The sequence below is a fragment of the Rhodoferax sediminis genome, assembly GCF_006970865.1.
GTDB classification, from domain to species: domain Bacteria; phylum Pseudomonadota; class Gammaproteobacteria; order Burkholderiales; family Burkholderiaceae_C; genus Rhodoferax_A; species Rhodoferax_A sediminis.
Map to the genome: position 1 here is coordinate 1,000,931 of NZ_CP035503.1, position 16,989 is coordinate 1,017,919.

The following is a 16,989-nucleotide window of genomic DNA, read 5'->3' on the forward strand; positions in this document are numbered from 1 at the left end:
CAACCCCAATATACACCTTGGAACGTCGCTCATTGTGACGGTTCCGCGACTGCTGACACCTTTGTGAAGAAGGCTTCAAACCTTTACTTGGGCTTTACCTTGGGAGGCCACTGCGGCGACGGCCCGAGCCGCTGCGTCGGCATCTCCAAGGTAGTAGTGCCGGACCGGTTTCAGGCCGGCGTTGAGCTCATAAACGAGCGGGATGCCGTTGGGGATGTTCAGGCCGACGATGTCGGCATCGGAGACTCCATCCAGGTACTTGACCAGCGCGCGGATCGAGTTGCCGTGCGCCGCCACCAGGATGCGCTTGCCGGCCCGGATGGCGGGCGCCATGGCCTCGCTCCAGAACGGCATCACGCGCGCCACCGTGTCCTTCAGGCATTCGGTCAGCGGCACCTGGCCGGGCTTGAGCTTGGCGTAGCGCAGGTCGCCGCGCTCGCAGCGCGGGTCGCCCGGCTCCAGCGCCGGCGGCGGCGTGTCGTAGCTGCGCCGCCATGCCAGCACCTGCTCGTCGCCGTATTTTTTGGCGGTATCCGCCTTGTTCAGGCCCTGCAGCGCACCGTAATGGCGCTCGTTCAGGCGCCAGCTGTGCACCACCGGCAGCCAGGTGCGGTCCATTTCGTCCAGGCAATGCCACAGGGTTCGCGTGGCGCGCTTGAGCACGCTGGTGTGCGTCACGTCGAACTCGTAGCCTTCGGCCTTGAGCAGCCGGCCCGCGGCCTTGGCCTGTTCGATGCCGGCGGCGGTGAGGTCAACGTCGGTCCAGCCCGTGAAGCGGTTTTCCAGATTCCAGGTCGATTCGCCGTGGCGGATGAGTACCAGTTTGTACATGGGATCCTTGTCAATTCCTGCGGATATTCGGCTGCAAAGCCCTCCATTCTAAAATGACGGGTTAAATACCCGCCAACCAACAAGGACTCAAGTGAAATTTATTATCGACAATTGGATGCTGCTGTGCGTGGCGCTGGCCTCGGGCGGCATGCTGGTGTGGCCCGTGATCAAGGGCGCCTCGGGCGGCAGCCTGGACCCCGCCGGTGCGGTGCAGCTGATCAACCGCGAACGTGCCGTGGTGGTCGATGTCAGCGAGCCCGAAGAGTTCGCGGCCGGCCACATCGGCGGCGCCAAAAATGTGCCGTTTGACCTGCTCGAGAAAAAACTCACCGAGACCGTGAAAAACAAGACGCTGCCCGTGATCCTGGTGTGCGCCACCGGCGCGCGCTCCAACCGCGCGCTCGCGGCGGTCAAGAAACTGGGTTATGAGCAGGCTCAAGCGCTGGGCGGCGGCCTCAAGGCCTGGAAAGACGCTAATCTGCCGATTCAAAATACCTGAAGGCCTGAAAAACCGCACCATGCAATCCGTCAAGATGTACACCACGGCCGTTTGCCCCTACTGCATTCGCGCCAAACAGATCCTCAAATCCAGGGGCGTGGCGCAGATCGAGGAGATCCGCGTCGATCAGGACCCCGAGCAGCGCAAGGTCATGATGGACACCACCGGGCGGCGCACCGTGCCGCAAATCTTCATCGGGCAAACCCATGTGGGCGGCTGCGACGACCTGATGGCGCTCGATGGCCAGGGCGGCCTGATGCCGCTGCTCAACGCCGTCTGAACTCGCGCGATCACCTGAGATAATCGCGCCGGCAACCCCTGACACTTCACCGCCCGCCGTGAAAAACATCTGCGGCGGGTCCTGTTTTTGACTTGAAAGAAATCCCATGGCAGACCAAGATCCCGTTTTCCAGATCCAGCGCGTGTACCTCAAGGAAGCCTCGCTGGAGCAGCCCAATTCGCCGGCCATCCTGCTCGAGCAGGAACAGCCCACCGTGGACATCCAGCTCGGCGTGGACGCCTCTCCCGTGGGCGATGGCCTGTTCGAAGTGACCGTGACGGCCACCGTGCAGACCAAGATCAAGGAAAAAACCGTGTTCCTGGTCGAGGCCCGGCAGGCCGGCATCTTCGAGCTGCGCAACCTGCCCGCCGAGCAGACCGGCCCCATCCTGGGCATCGCCTGTCCACAAATCGTGTACCCGTACCTGCGCGGCAACGTGGCCGATCTGATCCAGCGTGCCGGTTTCCCGCCGGTGCACCTGTCGGAAATCAACTTCCAGGCCATGTACGAGCAACAGCAGCAAGCCCAGACCAACGGTGCCGAGCAGGCGCCCAGTGTTGTGACGCAGTAATTTCTTAAGTCTTATCGGTCTGTAGCCCTTGACCACTCTGCACCGGACGCTATGAAAATCGTAGTTCTCGGCGCTGGATCGTGGGGCACGGCGCTGGCCATCGGCGCCGCCAGCAACGCGCCGGCACGGCACCGGGTCACGTTGTGGGCACGCGATGCGGCGCAGGCGGCGAGCCTGCAGGCGCAGCGCGTCAACGCGCGCTACCTGCCGGGTATCGCGCTGCCGGATTCGCTGGGCGTGCGCGCGGGGCCGGTGGGTGCCGCCGTGGCGGGGCAGGACCTGGTCATCATCGCCACGCCCATGTCGGGCCTGCGCGACCTGCTCTCCCAGCTCAAAACCTGTGCGACGCCCGTGACCTGGCTGTGCAAGGGCTTCGAGGCCGCGCGTGCGCAGTCATTTGGGCTTCTGGCCCATGAAGTACGGGCGCAGGTTGCTCCTGATCTGATAGCGGGGGCGCTCAGCGGCCCGAGCTTTGCCATGGAGGTGGCGCGCGGCCAGCCGACCGCGCTGGTGGCCGCCAGCGAGCACGCGAGCGTGCGCGACGCGCTGGTCGAGGCGTTCCACAGCTCCGCCCTGCGCGTGTATGTGAACGAAGACGTCACCGGCGTGGAGGTCGGCGGCGCGGTCAAGAACGTGCTCGCGATCGCCACCGGCCTGTGCGATGGCCTGGGCTTGGGGCTGAACGCGCGCGCCGCGCTCATCACGCGCGGCCTGGCGGAAATGACGCGCCTGGGCGTGGCCCTCGGTGCCCGGCCCGACACCTTCATGGGCCTGTCCGGTCTGGGCGACCTGGTGCTCACCGCCACGGGCGACCTGAGCCGCAACCGCCGCGTCGGCCTGCTGCTGGCACAGGGCCGCACGCTCAAGCAAGCCGTGGATTCGCTCGGCCACGTGGCCGAAGGCGTGTACTGCGCGCGCACCGTGGTGCAGCGGGCTGCGCTCTTGGGCGTGGACATGCCGATCGCGCAAGGCGTGGTGGCCCTGCTGGACGGCCAGCTGAAGCCGGACGCCGCCGTCGCGGCCCTGATGGGACGCGAGCCCACACACGAGCAGTTGTAGGGGCGTCACCCTTTTGGCATCGCCGTGCTTTTAACCAGGGCCCCAATTTCTGATTTCTCCCCCCAGCGTGTGGCCGATCTGGCGCACGCCGATGCTTGGGGTTCGACCTCAGCCATCCTCAGGGCCGCGCGCGATGCGGGCGCACTGGTGCCAGCCATCGAAGCGGCGTAGATTCTCTCCCGGGGGCGTGTCGAAATTGGCGCTCGCCGAGCGACATTGTCAAGGCGGCGCATGGTGCGCCGTTCTGACCAGAAGGAGTTTCCCATGGAATATCTGTTGCTTATCCATGCCGATCCCGCCGGGCTGCAGGCCCTGCGCGAGGCCGAACGCTCGACGGCCCTGGCGGCCTACGGCGCCTACATGCAGGCCCTGCAGACGGCCGGCGTGGCGCGCGGCGGCAACCGCCTGCGCAGCGCCGACGCCACCACCACCGTGCGCGTGCGGGGTGGCAAGACCGAAGTGCTCAACGGGCCGTTCATCGAGACGCGCGAGCAACTCGGCGGCTACTACCTGATCGACGTGCCGGACCTCGACACCGCCCTGTCCTGGGCCGCGCGCTGCCCCGGCGCCAGCCACGGCACGGTCGAGGTGCGCCCGATCTGGGCCATGGGCGAGAGCTGAGCGCGCGGTGCCGCAGGACCGGCTCGAAGCATCCCGCGCGGCCGAGGACGCGGCGCGCCGCAGCTACGGCAAGCTCGTCGCCTTCCTGGCCGCGCGCACGCGCGACGTGGCCGGCGCCGAGGACGCGCTCTCGGAGGCCTTTGCCGCGGCGCTGGCCCAATGGCCGGCGCGCGGGGTGCCGGACAATCCCGAGGCGTGGCTGCTGACCGTGGCGCGGCACAAGATGGTCGACGCGGCCCGGCTGCGCCGGCACGACGAGGCCGCCGCCGGCTACTTCGGGTGGCTGGCCGAATTGGCCGAGCCCGAGACGGCTGAGACGAGCCTGCCGGATCGGCGGCTGGAGTTGCTGTTCGCCTGCGCGCACCCCGGCATCGAGCCGGCGACCCGCGCCCCGCTGATGCTGCAGACGGTGCTGGGCTTCGACGCGGCCACGATGGCCTCGGCCTTTCTGGTTGCGCCTGCCACCATGGGCCAGCGCCTGGTGCGGGCCAAGGCCAAGATCCGGCAGGCCGGTATTGGCTTGCAGGTGCCGGAGCGTGCGCACCTGCCCGAGCGGCTGGATGCGGTGCTGGAGGCGATCTATGCCGCCTACGCGGAAGGCTGGGCTGACGCCGAGGGCGCCGATCCGCGTCGCCGCAACCTGGCCGGGGAGGCCATCTGGCTGGGTCGGCTGGTGGCGGCGCTGCTGCCCGAACAGCCCGAAGCGCTGGGGCTGCTCGCGCTGATGCTGCACGCGCATGCGCGCCGCGCCGCGCGGCGCGATGCCCAGGGCGAGTACGTGCCGCTGGCCCTGCAGGACAGTGCGCGCTGGGACGGCACCATGATCGACGAGGCCGAGGCGCTGCTGCGGCGAGCCAGCCGCTTGGGGGCGCCCGGCCGCTATCAGCTCGAAGCCGCCGTGCAATCGGCTCATTGTGCGCGGCGACGCACCGGCGGCGCGCAATGGACTGCCATCGTGCAGCTCTACGAAGCGCTGCATGCTTTGACGGGCTCGCCCGTGGCTGCGCTGAACCGGGCGGTGGCGCTGGCGGAGACTCAAGGGCCCGATGCGGGCCTGAGGGCGCTGGATGCGCTGGCCGGCGATGCGCGTCTGGCCGACTACCAACCCTACTGGGCTGCGCGCGCCGAATTGCTGGCGCGCAGCGGCGCGCATGAGCCTGCGCTTGCCGCTTACCAGCGCGCGATCGGCCTGGAGCGCGATCCGGCTGTGCGACGCTTTCTGCAGCGCCGCGCGGCTGCTCTGGGTGGTTAGCAGCTTGTCGCCATAAAAGATGGCGCTTGGCGCCAGCAGGGCCGGCGCGGTGTTTCAGGTCGGCGAATAGGCCAGGCGCACGTAAATCGGCGCGAACGCCTCGGCCTGCGTGACCTCGATCAGCATTTCCTTGGCCAGTTCGAGCAGCGCGACGAAGGTCACCACCAGCACGGGCGCGCCCTTGGCGGGGTCGAACAGGTTTTCGAACTCCATGAACTTGCGGCCCTGCAGCTGGCGCAGCACGATGCTCATGTGCTCGCGCACCGACAGCTCCTCGCGGCTGATCTTGTGGTGCTGCACTAGTTTTGCGCGCTTCATGATGTCGCGCCAGGCGTCCTGCAAATCGACCACGTTGACGTCCGGAAAACGCGGCTGCAGCGACTGCTCGATGTAGACCTCGGCCTTGAGGAAGTCCCGGCCGAACTGCGGCATGGCATTGAGCGCGGCCGCCGCCAGCTTCATCTGCTCGTACTCGAGCAGGCGGCGCACCAGCTCGGCGCGCGGGTCTTCGGGCTCCTGGCCTTCCGCCACCTTCTTGGGCGGCAGCAGCATGCGCGACTTGATCTCGATCAGCATCGCCGCCATCAGCAGGTACTCGGCCGCCAGCTCCAGGTTGCGGCCGCGGATCTCGTCCACATAGGTCAGGTACTGGCGCGTCAGGCCCGCCATCGGAATGTCGAGAATGTTGAAATTCTGCTTGCGGATCAGGTACAGCAGCAGGTCCAGCGGGCCCTCGAACGCCTCCAGGAACACTTCCAGCGCGTCCGGCGGGATGTACAAATCCTGCGGCATCGCAAACAGCGGCTCGCCGTAGAGCCGGGCCAGCGCGACCTGGTCGATGACTTGCGGCATGGCGGCCAACTGGGCGGCGACGGCCGGCGCAAGCTCGGCGGCGTCAAGGGAGGAGGTCATTGGGTGCTATCAGATAAGTAGCTATCAGCGAATGGCCCATATGGGCTACAGGCTGATTTGATGCTCATCCGTTGTCGGTCAGGTAAACATAGGGTTTTTGCGGCACCTGGGCCTGACGGTACTCGGCCCACGCGCTGCGGTCTACGTTTTTGTCCCACAGGAGCGCGCGCCCGGCCAGCTGGCGCGCTTCCAGGTTGGGTTTTTCGGCCTTCAGCTGCTCAATGAACTGGGTGATTTCGGACTGGTAATCGGGACGACGGAAGATGTGCATAGACTGGGCCTCTTTGGGTGATTTTACCGGGGTGAGCATGGCGAACAGAATACTGAAGGGAATCTCCATCATGGGACTGCTGTCAGTGCTGCTGGGCCTGCTCGGCTGCGATCAGCAGCGCATCAGCGAACTGGAGGAAGGTGTGTCCACCGAGGCCGACGTGCGCGCCCGCTTTGGCGAGCCCGAAAAGATCTGGGACGTCCCCGCAGGCGGACGCATTCTCGAATATGACCGCCAGCCCGCCGGGCGGAAGAATTACATGATCACGATCGGCGTTGATGGCAAGATGAGCGCGTTGCGCCAGGTGCTGACGCCCGAGAATTTTGCCCGGGTGCAGCCCGGCATGATGATGCAAGACGTGCGCAAGATGCTCGGCAAGCCGGCAAAAATCACGCCCTACGACCTGAAGCACGAAGTGGACTACGACTGGCGCTACCTGCAGCCACCCAACACCGCGATGGTGTTCACGGTCACGTTCGATCCGGATTTCAGGGTGCTACGAACAGGCTCCGTGCCTGATCCGGAGGCCACCGAGAACCGGGGTGGCCCGAACTGAGCGCCCATCAGCCCCCCGCTACCAGCGCTGCCGCAAATCATCCAGCACCGGGGCGTGCGTGTCGCTGCGATTTACATACAGCAGCTTGCCCAGCTCGATGCCCAGGTCGGTGATGTGGGTGGTGCGGATCTCGGCCTTGGAGATCTTGGTGTGGACCGCGTTCTGCAGTCCCATCATGAAGCGCAGCAGCATGACCGTGAGCGGCACGAACACGATGACCATCACGTTCATGACGGCACCGTTCGTCCTGAGCCAGTCGAAGGGCATTCAGCGCAAGAACCCTGTCCCGCATATCCGCATGTGCTGGACTTGGAATACACGCGCACGATGATGGGCTTCCTGTTATTCAATCCGCAGCCGGACAGCATTGAGATGATCGGCTTGGGTGGCGAGTCACTGGTCAAATTCTGCGAGATGGGTAATAGCAATTGTTTTCGCTGATCACTCTGGCGTTGAATGACCCGCGGCGTCAGGCTCTCGTGAATCACACTGCATTCACTTACAATGTGCTGCATATGGTAATTGTATTGTCATAATGAGGTCCCATGGAACTCAAGACTGCACGGCTAACGCTGCTCATTGATCCGAACAAGAAGGTGGCGTTCGAGCGTCTTTGTGCTCAGCAGGACTTGACGCCGTCGCAGGTGGTGCGCCAGCTTATTCGCGACTACTTGGCCCAGCACGGGGTCCAGTACGTGGGCAGTGGGTTGATCGCGAACGAGTCCCCACCCGCCGACGATGTCGCTCCGCCTCGGACGAAGCCGCCTTCGAAGCACGGTGCCCCGGTTCCTGGCAAACGGCATACGGGGCTCACAGGTGGCTGAGTTGTGAGCAGTTGGGCCCCTCTGACGCAATGGCTGCGCCTCGACTGGATGCTCGCGGTAATGCTGGCGTGGCTGCTTGTAGGCGTCGCCGGGGTGTTCGCGCTGCGTCGATTCGCCCTGGTAGCCCAGCTGCTCTTTCCGGTCGGCGGGCTGCTCGGGTTGGCACTCTTTGGGCTCGCACTGAGCGCGCTGCCCGGCACACCCGAGGTTGCTGTTCTCCCCATCGGTCTGCCCGGGTTGCCATTCCATCTGCGGCTGGACAACCTTTCCGCCTACTTCCTGATGGTGATCGGTGGCGCGGGGGCCGGCATTTCTGCCTTTGCGTCGGGCTACTTCCGTAAGGGTGAGGGCACGCCGCCGGGCCTGCTGTGTCTGGAGTATCACGTCTTCCTGGCCAGCATGGCAGGGGTTGTGCTGGCCGACGACGCCTACTCGTTCATGGTCATGTGGGAGACCATGGCGCTGTCGTCGTTCTTCCTGGTGACGGCAAACCACCGCATCCCGGAGGTGCGCAGCGCCGGCTACCTGTATGTCGTGATGGCGCATATCGGGGCGCTCGGGGTCTTGCTGTGCTTCGGTGTGCTGCAGGCCAACACCGGCGACTACACGTTCGGCAACATGCGGGCCCAGGCGCTGACGCCGTTCTGGGCATCGGTCGGTTTCCTGCTGGCGGTGTTCGGCTTCGGTGCCAAGGCCGGCATCGTGCCACTGCACGTGTGGTTGCCCGAGGCGCACCCGGCCGCGCCGTCTCCCGTCTCGGCGATGATGAGCGGTGTCATGCTGAACACCGCCATCTATGGCCTGTTGCGCGTGTCGCTGGATCTGCTGCACCTGCATTTGTGGTGGTGGGGTGGGCTGCTGCTGGCCATTGGCCTGGCCACCGCAATGGTCGGCGTGGTGTTTGCCGCCGTGCAGACCGACATGAAGCGACTGCTGGCCTATTCGTCGATCGAGAACATGGGGCTGGTGTTCGTCGGCATGGGCCTGACGCTTATTTTCTCGGGCTACGGCATGAAACCAATGGCCGCACTGGCCCTGACGGCCACGCTCTATCATGTTGCCAGCCACGCCTGCTTCAAGAGCCTGCTCTTCCTCGGCACCGGCAGCGTGCTGCACGCAACCTCGGAGAGAAATCTTGGCAAGCTCGGGGGCCTGATCAGGACCATGCCCTGGGTCGGCTGGCTCATGCTGCTCGGCGTACTGGCCAGTGCCGGCCTGCCGCCGCTCAGTGGTTTCGTGTCGGAGTGGCTGCTGTTGCAGAGCTTCCTGTTCACACCCGGGCTGCCGGTGCCTCTGCTGACGATGCTCATCCCGGTGGTGGCCGCACTGATCGCCCTGGTGGCGGCACTGGCTGGCTATACGATGGTCAAGTTCTTCGGCGTGATCTTCCTCGGCCAGCCGCGCGAGGACAAACTCGCTCATGCCCGTGATGCCGGCAGCTGGGAGCGCGCAGGCATGGTCTGGCTGGTGCTCGGCTGCGTGGCCCTTGGCCTCCTGCCAGTACAGTTCATTCAACTGATCGACCCGGTGACGCAGCAACTCGTCGCGTCGGGTCTCGGTGCCGGGGCGGCAGCCAGCGGCTGGCTGCTGGCGCCGAATAGTCTGGCGCAGGCAAGCTACGGTCCGGTGATTTTTCTGCTCGGCATCCTGGCGAGTTTTGCGCTCGCTTACCTGCTCGTGCGCATGTTCTATCACGGGCGACTGCGCCGCGGCCTGCCCTGGGCTTGCGGTTTCCCGTGGGCTACTGCGCGCATGCAGGACACGGCCGAGGGCTTCGGCCAGCCGATCCGCCAAATCTTCGACCCCTTCTTCCGGATGCGGCGTGAGCTGCCGACCTCCCTCGACGAGCAGCCGCGCTACCGCGTCACGATCGAGGACCACTTCTGGTACTGGCTCTACGTGCCAATTGTTGATCTGACCAACTACCTCGCACGCCTGTTCGCCACGATGCAGCAAGGCCGCATCTCCGTCTACCTGCTCTACAGCTTCGTGACCCTGGTTGCCACGTTACTGTTGGTAATGCAATGAGGCTGGCGTGAGCTTCACCGGATTCCTGTCGCAATTGATCGAGATCGTGATAGCGGTTGCGCTGGCGCCGCTGCTGACCGGCTGGGTCAACCAGTGTCACGCCTGGCTGCAGAACAAGTCGGCGCCCGCGTTGTGGCAACCGTATCGGATGCTGCACAAATTGTTCAACAAGGAATCCGTGGTGGCCGACCACGCGTCGCGGTTGTTTCGCGCCGCGCCTTACGTGATGTTCGGCTGTATGGTCCTGGCTTGCGCCATCATCCCCACGTTGTCCACTGACCTGCCTTTGGCGCCAGCAGCTGACGCGATTGCGCTGGTCGGGCTGTTCGCCTTGGCACGCGTGTTTATCTCGCTGGCCGCCATGGACATCGGCACCGTCTTCGGCAGCATGGGTGCGCGCCGCGAGATGCTGATTGGCTTCCTGGCAGAACCGGCACTGTTGATGGTGCTGTTTTCTGCCTCGCTGATCTCCCAGTCAACCTCCCTCACCACCATTGTCGAGACGCTGGTTCACCGCGAGCTCACCATCTATCCCGGGCTGGCCTTCGCAGGTGTCGCCTTTACGATGGTGTCGCTGGCGGAGAACGCTCGCGTGCCGGTCGACAACCCGGCCACCCATCTCGAGCTGACGATGATCCATGAGGCACTGATCCTGGAGTACTCGGGTCGCCATCTGGCGCTGCTCGAGTGGGCCGCCAGCCTGAAGCTGTTCGCCTATTCGTGCATTGGCCTGGCACTGTTCTTCCCCTGGGGTGTCGCTGGCGCCCAGGCGCCTGTGACCATGCTATTGGCACTGCCCGCGCTGGTGTTCAAGCTCGCCATCGGCGGCTTCCTGCTGGCTTTGCTGGAGACACTGAGCGCCAAGATGCGCATTTTCCGCGTGCCGGAATTCCTCGGCACCGCCTTCCTGCTGGCGGTGATCGGCATGCTGGTGGAACTACTCCTGAACCATTGAGATGAGCGTCCTGCTGACCCAGTTTGTCAACCTGCTCGGCGCCGTGCTGCTGATGCTCGCGTTCGCGATGATCTCGCAGCGCCGCATCCTCTCGCTGATCAATCTGTTCACGATGCAGGGCGCCACGCTGGCGCTGGTCACCGCCGTGGTCGGCTATGCAACGCATCAGCCCCACTTGTATCTGTCGGCCGGCCTGACCTTGTTGCTCAAGGTGCTGTTGATTCCCTACCTGCTGCACCGGATCATTGACCGTCTCGACATCCGTTGGGACGTCGAGACGCTGATCAACATCCCGACGACCCTGCTGATCGGCATCGGGGTGGTGATTTTTGCCTTCAACCTCGCGCTGCCAATTTCGCAGCTGTCGTCGGCGCTGGCCAGCGGCACGCTTGGCATTGCGCTGGCTTGCGTGCTGCTGTCGTTTCTGATGATGATCACGCGCGCCAAAGCGGTGCCGCAGGTCATCGGCTTCCTGGCGATGGAGAACGGCCTGTTCTTTGCGGCTACCTCCGCCACCTACGGTATGCCCATGGTGGTCGAACTTGGCATCGCGCTGGACGTGCTGATCGGCGTAGTCATCCTGGGGGTGTTCATGTTCCAGATTCGCGAGCAGTTCGACAGCCTGGATATCCGGCATCTTGAAAAACTGAAGGAAGATTGAGTTGAACTTCGAGTTGAACGCGCTGGCCTTCCTGCTCGGCACTCCGCTCGCCGGTGGCCTGGTGCTGGCACTGGTCGGCCATCGCGACAACGCACGCGACGTCAATGTTGCCTTCAGTCTGGGCACCTTCGTCGCAGCCTGCGTACTGACGGCACAGATCATCCAAGGGGGCCCGATGCTGGTGTGGAACCAGGAGTTCTACATTGACCCCCTGAACGTTTTCCTGGTGGCGCTGACGGCGTTCGTCGGCTTGACCACCTCGATATTCTCGCGGCCCTATATGCAGGTGGAGCGCGACCATGGCAAGATGACGCCGCCGCGCATGCGCCTGTACCACAGCATGTACCAGATGTTCAGCTTCACGATGCTGCTGGCACTGACGACCAACAACATGGGCATCATCTGGGTCGCGATGGAGGCCGCCACGCTGACCACCGTGCTGCTCGTCAGCGTGTACCGCACGGCGGCCAGTCTGGAGGCCGCGTGGAAATACTTCATCCTGTGCGGCGTGGGTATTGCCCAGGCGCTGTTCGGCACGGTGCTGCTTTACATGGCAGCCGAAAAGGTCATCGGCCCTGAAGGAGGAGCGCTGTTGTGGACCAGCCTCGACGCGGTCAAGGGCCAACTCAACCCGAATATCATCACCCTGGCTTTTGCCTTCCTGTTCATCGGTTACGGCACCAAAGTCGGTCTGGTGCCGCTGCACAACTGGTTGCCCGATGCGCACGCCGAGGGGCCAACGCCGGTCTCCGCTGTGCTGTCCGGCTTGTTGCTCAACGTTGCGCTCTATGCGATCCTGCGCTGCAAGGTTCTGACCGATGGCGCGCTACACGACAATCATCTGACCGGCCGGTTGATGATGGGCTTCGGCCTGCTGTCGGTGGTGGCGGCGGTGTTCTTCCTGGTCCGGCAGAAGGACGTCAAGCGCATGTTCGCCTATTCGTCCATTGAGCACATGGGGTTGATGACCTTTGCCTTCGGCTTGGGCGGACCGATTGCCAACTTCGCCGGATTACTGCACATGACGGTACATTCGCTGATCAAGTCCGCCATCTTTTTTGCCGTCGGACATGCGGCGCAGAAGGCTGGCACCCAGATCATGGAAAACATTCGCGGCCTGCTCAAGGTCAGCCCGACGGTTGGCTGGGGCTTGATGCTCGGCTCGCTGGCCATCCTGGGCATGCCGCCATTCGGTGTTTTTGCCAGCGAGTTCCTGATTGTCACGACCACGATGCGCGAACAACCCTGGGCAACACCGTTCCTGCTGATCGCGCTCGGTGTCGCGTTCGCATCGATTTTCAGTCGCGTCCAGCCGATGGTGTTCGGCGACACCAACGTCAAACCGCTGGCGCATCCGCCGGCGCTGGTTCCGGTGTTCGTGCACCTGGGGCTTGGACTGATGCTGGGCCTGTACATCCCGCCCTATCTGAACGCGTGGTATCGCCAGGCGGCGGCCATGTTGGGAAACTAGCCGTATGGCATTGTCGGATCTTCAGCTCGATCTGCGGCGCCTGCAGGCACCGTTGCCGATCTGGCACGCGGTGGTACATCACGCCGCCTGGAGCAAGGTGGCGCGCAGCATCGCCGACGCGGGCGGGCGGCTGGTCTCGGTCTGGGGTGTTGACCGCCGCACGGCGGGGCGCGCCATGGTGGCTTGTGCAGCCTATGCCACGACTGAGGGGCTGGTCTGGGTTGAATTGCCGCTGGGCGATGCGGCACGGAGTTTTCCGGATCTGGCGGCTGCGTTCCCGTGTGCGGGGCGGATGCAGCGCGCCATGGCTGACTTGCTGGGTCTGCATGCCGAGGGCAGCCATGACACCCGCCCCTGGCTGGACCATGGCCTGTGGCCGCCTGCACCGTTGTCAACGCCAAACGAGGGCCGGCCACTGACCGTCGATGCAGGCGCGCTGCCCGCCGACTATCCCTTTGTGCGCGTCGAAGGCGATGGGGTGCACGAGATAGCCGTTGGGCCGGTGCATGCCGGCATCATCGAGCCCGGTCACTGGCGCTTTTCGGTGGTCGGCGAGAAGGTGCTCCGGCTGGAAGCGCACCTGGGCTATGCGCACAAGGGGATCGAACGGCGCTTCACCGATCTGGCGCCACAGGACGCCTGCCGGCTCGCCGGCCGCGTGTCGGGTGACTCGACGGTGGCCTACGCCTGGGCCTACTGCATGGCGCTCGAATCCGCGTGGCGCTGCGAGACCCCTGCCCGGGCGACCTGGCTGCGCGCGCTGATGCTGGAGCGCGAGCGCGTGGCGAACCACCTCGGCGACCTGGGCGGGATCGCCAACGATGCGGCACTGGGTTTCGGTCTGTCCCAGTTCTCGCGTCTGCGCGAAGACTGGCATCGGCTGTCCCGAGAGGTCTTCGGACATCGCTTCATGATGGACGCGGTGGTGCCGGGTGGCACGGCCACCGATCCGGCGCCGCCGCAGCTGATTCGAATCGCGCAACAGTGCGATGCGATCGAACAGGAAGTGAAAACCTTGCGGATTGCATATGACGAACATGCCGGCCTGCAAGATCGTTTTCTTGCTGCCGGGACCGTCACGCCGGAACGCGCGGCACAGCTGGGTTTGACGGGCCTGGCTGGCCGCGCCAGTGCGCAGGCATTTGACCTGCGCTGCGACCATGCCTGGGCCCCCTACGATGGTCTCAAGGTGGCCATGGCGGCGCAGCATCAGGGCGATGTCGCTGCCCGCGTCGCCGTGCGTTTTGATGAAACGCTGGAATCGCTGCGCCTGATTCGAAGCATCTGCACAGGATTGCCGCAGGGCGCCACGCGCACCGAACTCTCGGCTACTGGCGTTCCCGCATTCGGCATGGGCTGGGTGGAAGGCTGGCGCGGCGAAGTCCTGGTGGCGCTGGAGGTCGGGGCCGATGAGCGCATCGTGCGTTGCCACTGCCATGACCCTTCGTGGCAGAACTGGCCAGCGCTTGAGCATGCCATCATGGGCAATATCGTCGCAGACTTTCCGCTCATCAATAAATCCTTCAACCTGAGTTATTCCGGACACGATCTCTGATGTGGCACATCCTCAAACAAATTGTCCGCACCGGCATCGTCACCGAGCCGGCGCCCGGCGTTGACGACAGCGATCACGTCATCATCGAGCGCATGCACCGGGACATACTCGACATCCTCGGCCAGGCGCTGACCATCCGGGTGGTCGATGCCGGGTCCTGCAACGGCTGTGAGCTGGAGATCAACGCACTCCACAACCCCTACTACAACATCGAGGGGCTGGGCATCAAGCTCGTTGCCAGCCCGCGCCATGCCGACATGCTGCTGGTGACCGGGCCGGTATCGCGCCACATGGAAGAGGCGCTACGGCGTACCTATGACGCCACGCCGGCCCCGAAGCTGGTGATCGCGGTCGGCGACTGTGGCTGCACCGGCGGTATCTTTGGCGAGAGCTATGCCAGCCGTGGCAGGGTGGCGAACGTGATTCCGGTCGATGTGGCGGTGCCCGGTTGCCCGCCGCCGCCCATCGAAATTCTGCGCGGCATTCTCAGCGTCGTGCGGCAACGGCAGTCCAGGGCCGGCAAGCGCTAGCGCACGCGCATGCCGGGCTCGGCGCCCGGCCAGGGGTGCAGCACGTAAATGCCGGGCTGGGCTTTCTCGTCGGCATGGCTGGCGGCCAGCACCATGCCTTCGCTGACGCCGAACTTCATCTTGCGCGGCGCCAGATTCGCCACCATGACGGTGAACTGGCCGATCAGGTCTTCGGGCTGGTAGGCGCTCGCGATGCCACTGAAGACGTTGCGGGTCTTGTCTTCGCCGACATCCAGCGTCAGGCGCAGCAGCTTGGTCGAGCCCGGCACCGCTTCGCAGTGGACGATTTTGGCGATGCGCAGGTCAATCTTTGCGAAGTCATCGATGGCTATGGTGGGTGCGATGCTCTCGCCGCCGGGTGCTATCGATTCAGTAGCTGGTTGCGCAGGCTCCGCAAGGGCGGGCACTTCAAACAGTGCCTCAAGCTGTTTGATATCGACGCGCTGCATCAGATGTTTGTAGTCGCCAATCACATGGCCGGCGCCCAGCGACCGGTTTGCGTCGGCAAACGACAGCGGCGCGATGTGCAGGAAGGCCTCCACGCTGGTGGCCAGCGCGGGCAGCACCGGCTTGAGGTAAATCGTGAGCAGGCGAAAGGCCTCGATACAGGTGGTGCACACGTCTTGCAGGCGCGCGTCCATGCCCTCCTGCCGGGCTAGCTCCCAGGGCTTGTTCGCGTCCACGTATTCATTCACGCGATCTGCCAGCAGCATGGTCTCGCGCAGCGCCCGGGCGTAGTCGCGGTTCTCGAACAGGCTGGCGATGGCCTCGCTCTGCACGCGAAGAAGGTCGAGCAGGCCTTCTCCATCCGGCGCGATGGCGCCGAGCCTGCCGCCAAAGCGTTTGGCGATGAAGCCGGCCGCGCGGCTGGCGATGTTGATGTATTTGCCGACCAGGTCGCTGTTCACGCGCGCCATGAAGTCGTCGGCATTGAAATCGATGTCCTCGTTGCGCCCGTTCAGCTTGGCCGCCAGGTAATAGCGCAGCCACTCGGGGTTCATGCCCAGGCTCAGGTACTTGAGCGGGTCCAGCCCGGTGCCGCGGCTCTTGCTCATTTTCTCGCCGTTGTTCACGGTCAGAAAGCCGTGCACAAAGATGTTGTCGGGCGTCTTGCGCCCGCTGAAGTGCAGCATGGCCGGCCAGAACAGGGTGTGGAAGGTGACGATGTCCTTGCCGATGAAGTGGTACTGCTCAAGCAGCGGGTCGGCCATGTAGTCGTCATAGCTCTGGCCGCGCTTGTCCAGCAGATTCTTCAGCGAGGCCAGGTAGCCGATCGGCGCGTCCAGCCAGACGTAGAAATACTTGCCCGGCGCATCGGGAATCTCGATGCCGAAGTAGGGCGCGTCGCGGCTGATGTCCCAGTCGCCCAGGCCTTCGCTGGTACTGCCGTCGGGGTTGGTGCGCACGGAAAACCATTCCTTGACCTTGTTGGCCACCTCGGGCTGCAGCTTGCCGTCCTGCGTCCATTGCTCCAGAAAGGCCACGCAGCGCGGGTCGGACAGTTGGAAGAAGAAGTGCTCGGAGCTTTTGAGTACCGGCTTGGCGCCCGACAGCGCCGAATAGGGGTTGATCAGATCGGTCGGCGCATAGACCGCGCCGCACACTTCGCAGTTGTCGCCGTACTGGTCCTTGGCGTGGCAATTCGGGCACTCGCCCTTGATGAAGCGGTCTGGCAGGAACATGTTCTTCTCGGGGTCGAAGAACTGCTCGACGATGCGGGTAGCGATCAGCCCGGCCTTCTTGAGGTCGCGGTAAATCTGCTGCGCCAGCGCGTGGTTTTCCGGCCCGTCGGTCGAATGCCAGTTGTCGAAGGCGATGTGAAAGCCGTCCAGGTAGGGTTTGCGGCCCGCGGCAATGTCGGCCACGAACTGCTGCGGCGTCTTGCCGGCCTTCTGCGCCGCAATCATGATCGGCGCGCCGTGGGCGTCGTCGGCCCCCACAAAATTCACCTCGGCGCCCTGCATTCGCTGGTAACGCACCCAGATGTCGGCCTGGATGTATTCCATGATATGGCCAATGTGGAAATTGCCGTTGGCGTACGGCAGGGCGGTGGTGACGAACAATCGGCGCTGGGACATTGTGTGGCTTTGGCGAGGCTAACCTGCGATTTTAA

18 protein-coding genes and 2 pseudogenes are annotated in these 16,989 nt (G+C 64.4%); 15 read left to right on the forward strand and 5 right to left on the reverse strand.

Features of this window, described 5'->3' with window-relative positions; genetic code table 11:
- Window positions 1-75 precede the first annotated feature (75 nt).
- Window positions 76-831: a 2,3-diphosphoglycerate-dependent phosphoglycerate mutase gene (gpmA, locus tag EUB48_RS04820; protein WP_142817860.1), complete on the reverse strand. Its 756-nt coding sequence runs from the start codon at window positions 829-831 to the stop codon at window positions 76-78.
- Between the two features lie 91 nt (window positions 832-922).
- Here gpmA and EUB48_RS04825 point away from each other — a divergent pair, with 91 nt between their 5' ends.
- From EUB48_RS04825 to EUB48_RS04850, 6 genes are all read left to right on the forward strand, one after another.
- Window positions 923-1,330, forward strand: coding sequence for a rhodanese-like domain-containing protein (locus tag EUB48_RS04825; protein WP_142817861.1), 408 nt, complete (start codon window positions 923-925; stop codon window positions 1,328-1,330).
- A 19-nt stretch (window positions 1,331-1,349) separates the two neighbouring features.
- Complete coding sequence (gene grxC, locus EUB48_RS04830; RefSeq protein WP_142817862.1) at window positions 1,350-1,610, forward strand: glutaredoxin 3; 261 nt, start codon at window positions 1,350-1,352, stop codon at window positions 1,608-1,610.
- 106 nt (window positions 1,611-1,716) lie between these two features.
- Window positions 1,717-2,181, forward strand: a complete 465-nt coding sequence (gene secB / locus EUB48_RS04835) for a protein-export chaperone SecB (RefSeq protein ID WP_077560209.1) — start codon at window positions 1,717-1,719, stop codon at window positions 2,179-2,181.
- Window positions 2,182-2,232: 51 nt separating this feature from the next.
- The gene (locus EUB48_RS04840; protein ID WP_142817863.1) at window positions 2,233-3,240 is read left to right on the forward strand and encodes an NAD(P)H-dependent glycerol-3-phosphate dehydrogenase; all 1,008 of its coding nucleotides are present in this window, start codon (window positions 2,233-2,235) and stop codon (window positions 3,238-3,240) included.
- 264 nt (window positions 3,241-3,504) lie between these two features.
- Complete coding sequence (locus EUB48_RS04845; RefSeq protein WP_142817864.1) at window positions 3,505-3,861, forward strand: YciI family protein; 357 nt, start codon at window positions 3,505-3,507, stop codon at window positions 3,859-3,861.
- 7 nt (window positions 3,862-3,868) lie between these two features.
- Window positions 3,869-5,113 (forward strand): RNA polymerase sigma factor, encoded by a 1,245-nt coding sequence (locus EUB48_RS04850; protein WP_142817865.1) that lies wholly within the window; start codon window positions 3,869-3,871, stop codon window positions 5,111-5,113.
- Window positions 5,114-5,167: 54 nt separating this feature from the next.
- Here EUB48_RS04850 and EUB48_RS04855 read toward each other — a convergent pair whose 3' ends face one another.
- Both EUB48_RS04855 and EUB48_RS04860 read right to left on the reverse strand, forming a co-directional pair.
- On the reverse strand, window positions 5,168-6,025 hold the full coding sequence (locus EUB48_RS04855; protein ID WP_142817866.1) for a segregation and condensation protein A: 858 nt from the start codon (window positions 6,023-6,025) through the stop codon (window positions 5,168-5,170).
- A 64-nt stretch (window positions 6,026-6,089) separates the two neighbouring features.
- Complete coding sequence (locus EUB48_RS04860) at window positions 6,090-6,296, reverse strand: DUF3460 family protein (protein WP_142821094.1); 207 nt, start codon at window positions 6,294-6,296, stop codon at window positions 6,090-6,092.
- Window positions 6,297-6,366: 70 nt separating this feature from the next.
- On the opposite strand from EUB48_RS04860, the gene bamE reads away from it, so the two are divergent.
- A complete protein-coding gene (gene bamE, locus EUB48_RS04865) occupies window positions 6,367-6,852 on the forward strand; it encodes an outer membrane protein assembly factor BamE domain-containing protein (protein WP_142817867.1) in 486 nt (161 codons plus the stop codon).
- Between the two features lie 24 nt (window positions 6,853-6,876).
- Here the strand turns inward: bamE and EUB48_RS04870 are convergent.
- Window positions 6,877-7,065: pseudogene (locus tag EUB48_RS04870) on the reverse strand (DUF1275 family protein); the annotation flags it as partial.
- 81 nt (window positions 7,066-7,146) lie between these two features.
- Here EUB48_RS04870 and EUB48_RS21615 point away from each other — a divergent pair.
- The 8 genes and pseudogenes from EUB48_RS21615 to EUB48_RS04905 form a co-directional block, all read left to right on the forward strand.
- Window positions 7,147-7,263, forward strand: a pseudogene (locus EUB48_RS21615) (fused MFS/spermidine synthase); the annotation flags it as partial.
- A gap of 134 nt (window positions 7,264-7,397) precedes the next feature.
- A complete protein-coding gene (locus EUB48_RS21990; protein WP_244618333.1) occupies window positions 7,398-7,676 on the forward strand; it encodes a ribbon-helix-helix domain-containing protein in 279 nt (92 codons plus the stop codon).
- Between the two features lie 3 nt (window positions 7,677-7,679).
- On the forward strand, window positions 7,680-9,704 hold the full coding sequence (gene hyfB / locus EUB48_RS04880) for a hydrogenase 4 subunit B (protein ID WP_142817868.1): 2,025 nt from the start codon (window positions 7,680-7,682) through the stop codon (window positions 9,702-9,704).
- 7 nt (window positions 9,705-9,711) lie between these two features.
- Entirely contained in the window at window positions 9,712-10,659 is a 948-nt protein-coding gene (locus EUB48_RS04885; RefSeq protein WP_142817869.1) for a respiratory chain complex I subunit 1 family protein, read from the forward strand.
- 1 nt (window position 10,660) lies between these two features.
- On the forward strand, window positions 10,661-11,320 hold the full coding sequence (locus tag EUB48_RS04890) for a formate hydrogenlyase (RefSeq protein WP_077560220.1): 660 nt from the start codon (window positions 10,661-10,663) through the stop codon (window positions 11,318-11,320).
- A gap of 13 nt (window positions 11,321-11,333) precedes the next feature.
- Window positions 11,334-12,791 (forward strand): hydrogenase 4 subunit F, encoded by a 1,458-nt coding sequence (locus EUB48_RS04895; RefSeq protein WP_142821095.1) that lies wholly within the window; start codon window positions 11,334-11,336, stop codon window positions 12,789-12,791.
- Window positions 12,792-12,795: 4 nt separating this feature from the next.
- Window positions 12,796-14,346, forward strand: coding sequence for a hydrogenase large subunit (locus EUB48_RS04900; RefSeq protein WP_142817870.1), 1,551 nt, complete (start codon window positions 12,796-12,798; stop codon window positions 14,344-14,346).
- Window positions 14,346-14,876, forward strand: coding sequence for an NADH-quinone oxidoreductase subunit B family protein (locus tag EUB48_RS04905; RefSeq protein WP_142817871.1), 531 nt, complete (start codon window positions 14,346-14,348; stop codon window positions 14,874-14,876). Before EUB48_RS04900 ends, EUB48_RS04905 begins: the two co-directional genes overlap by 1 nt.
- On the opposite strand, the gene metG is transcribed toward EUB48_RS04905, so the two are convergent.
- The gene (gene metG, locus EUB48_RS04910; protein ID WP_142817872.1) at window positions 14,873-16,954 is read right to left on the reverse strand and encodes a methionine--tRNA ligase; all 2,082 of its coding nucleotides are present in this window, start codon (window positions 16,952-16,954) and stop codon (window positions 14,873-14,875) included. The two genes, EUB48_RS04905 and metG, sit on opposite strands and share 4 nt — an antisense overlap.
- Between the last annotated feature and the right edge of the window lie 35 nt (window positions 16,955-16,989).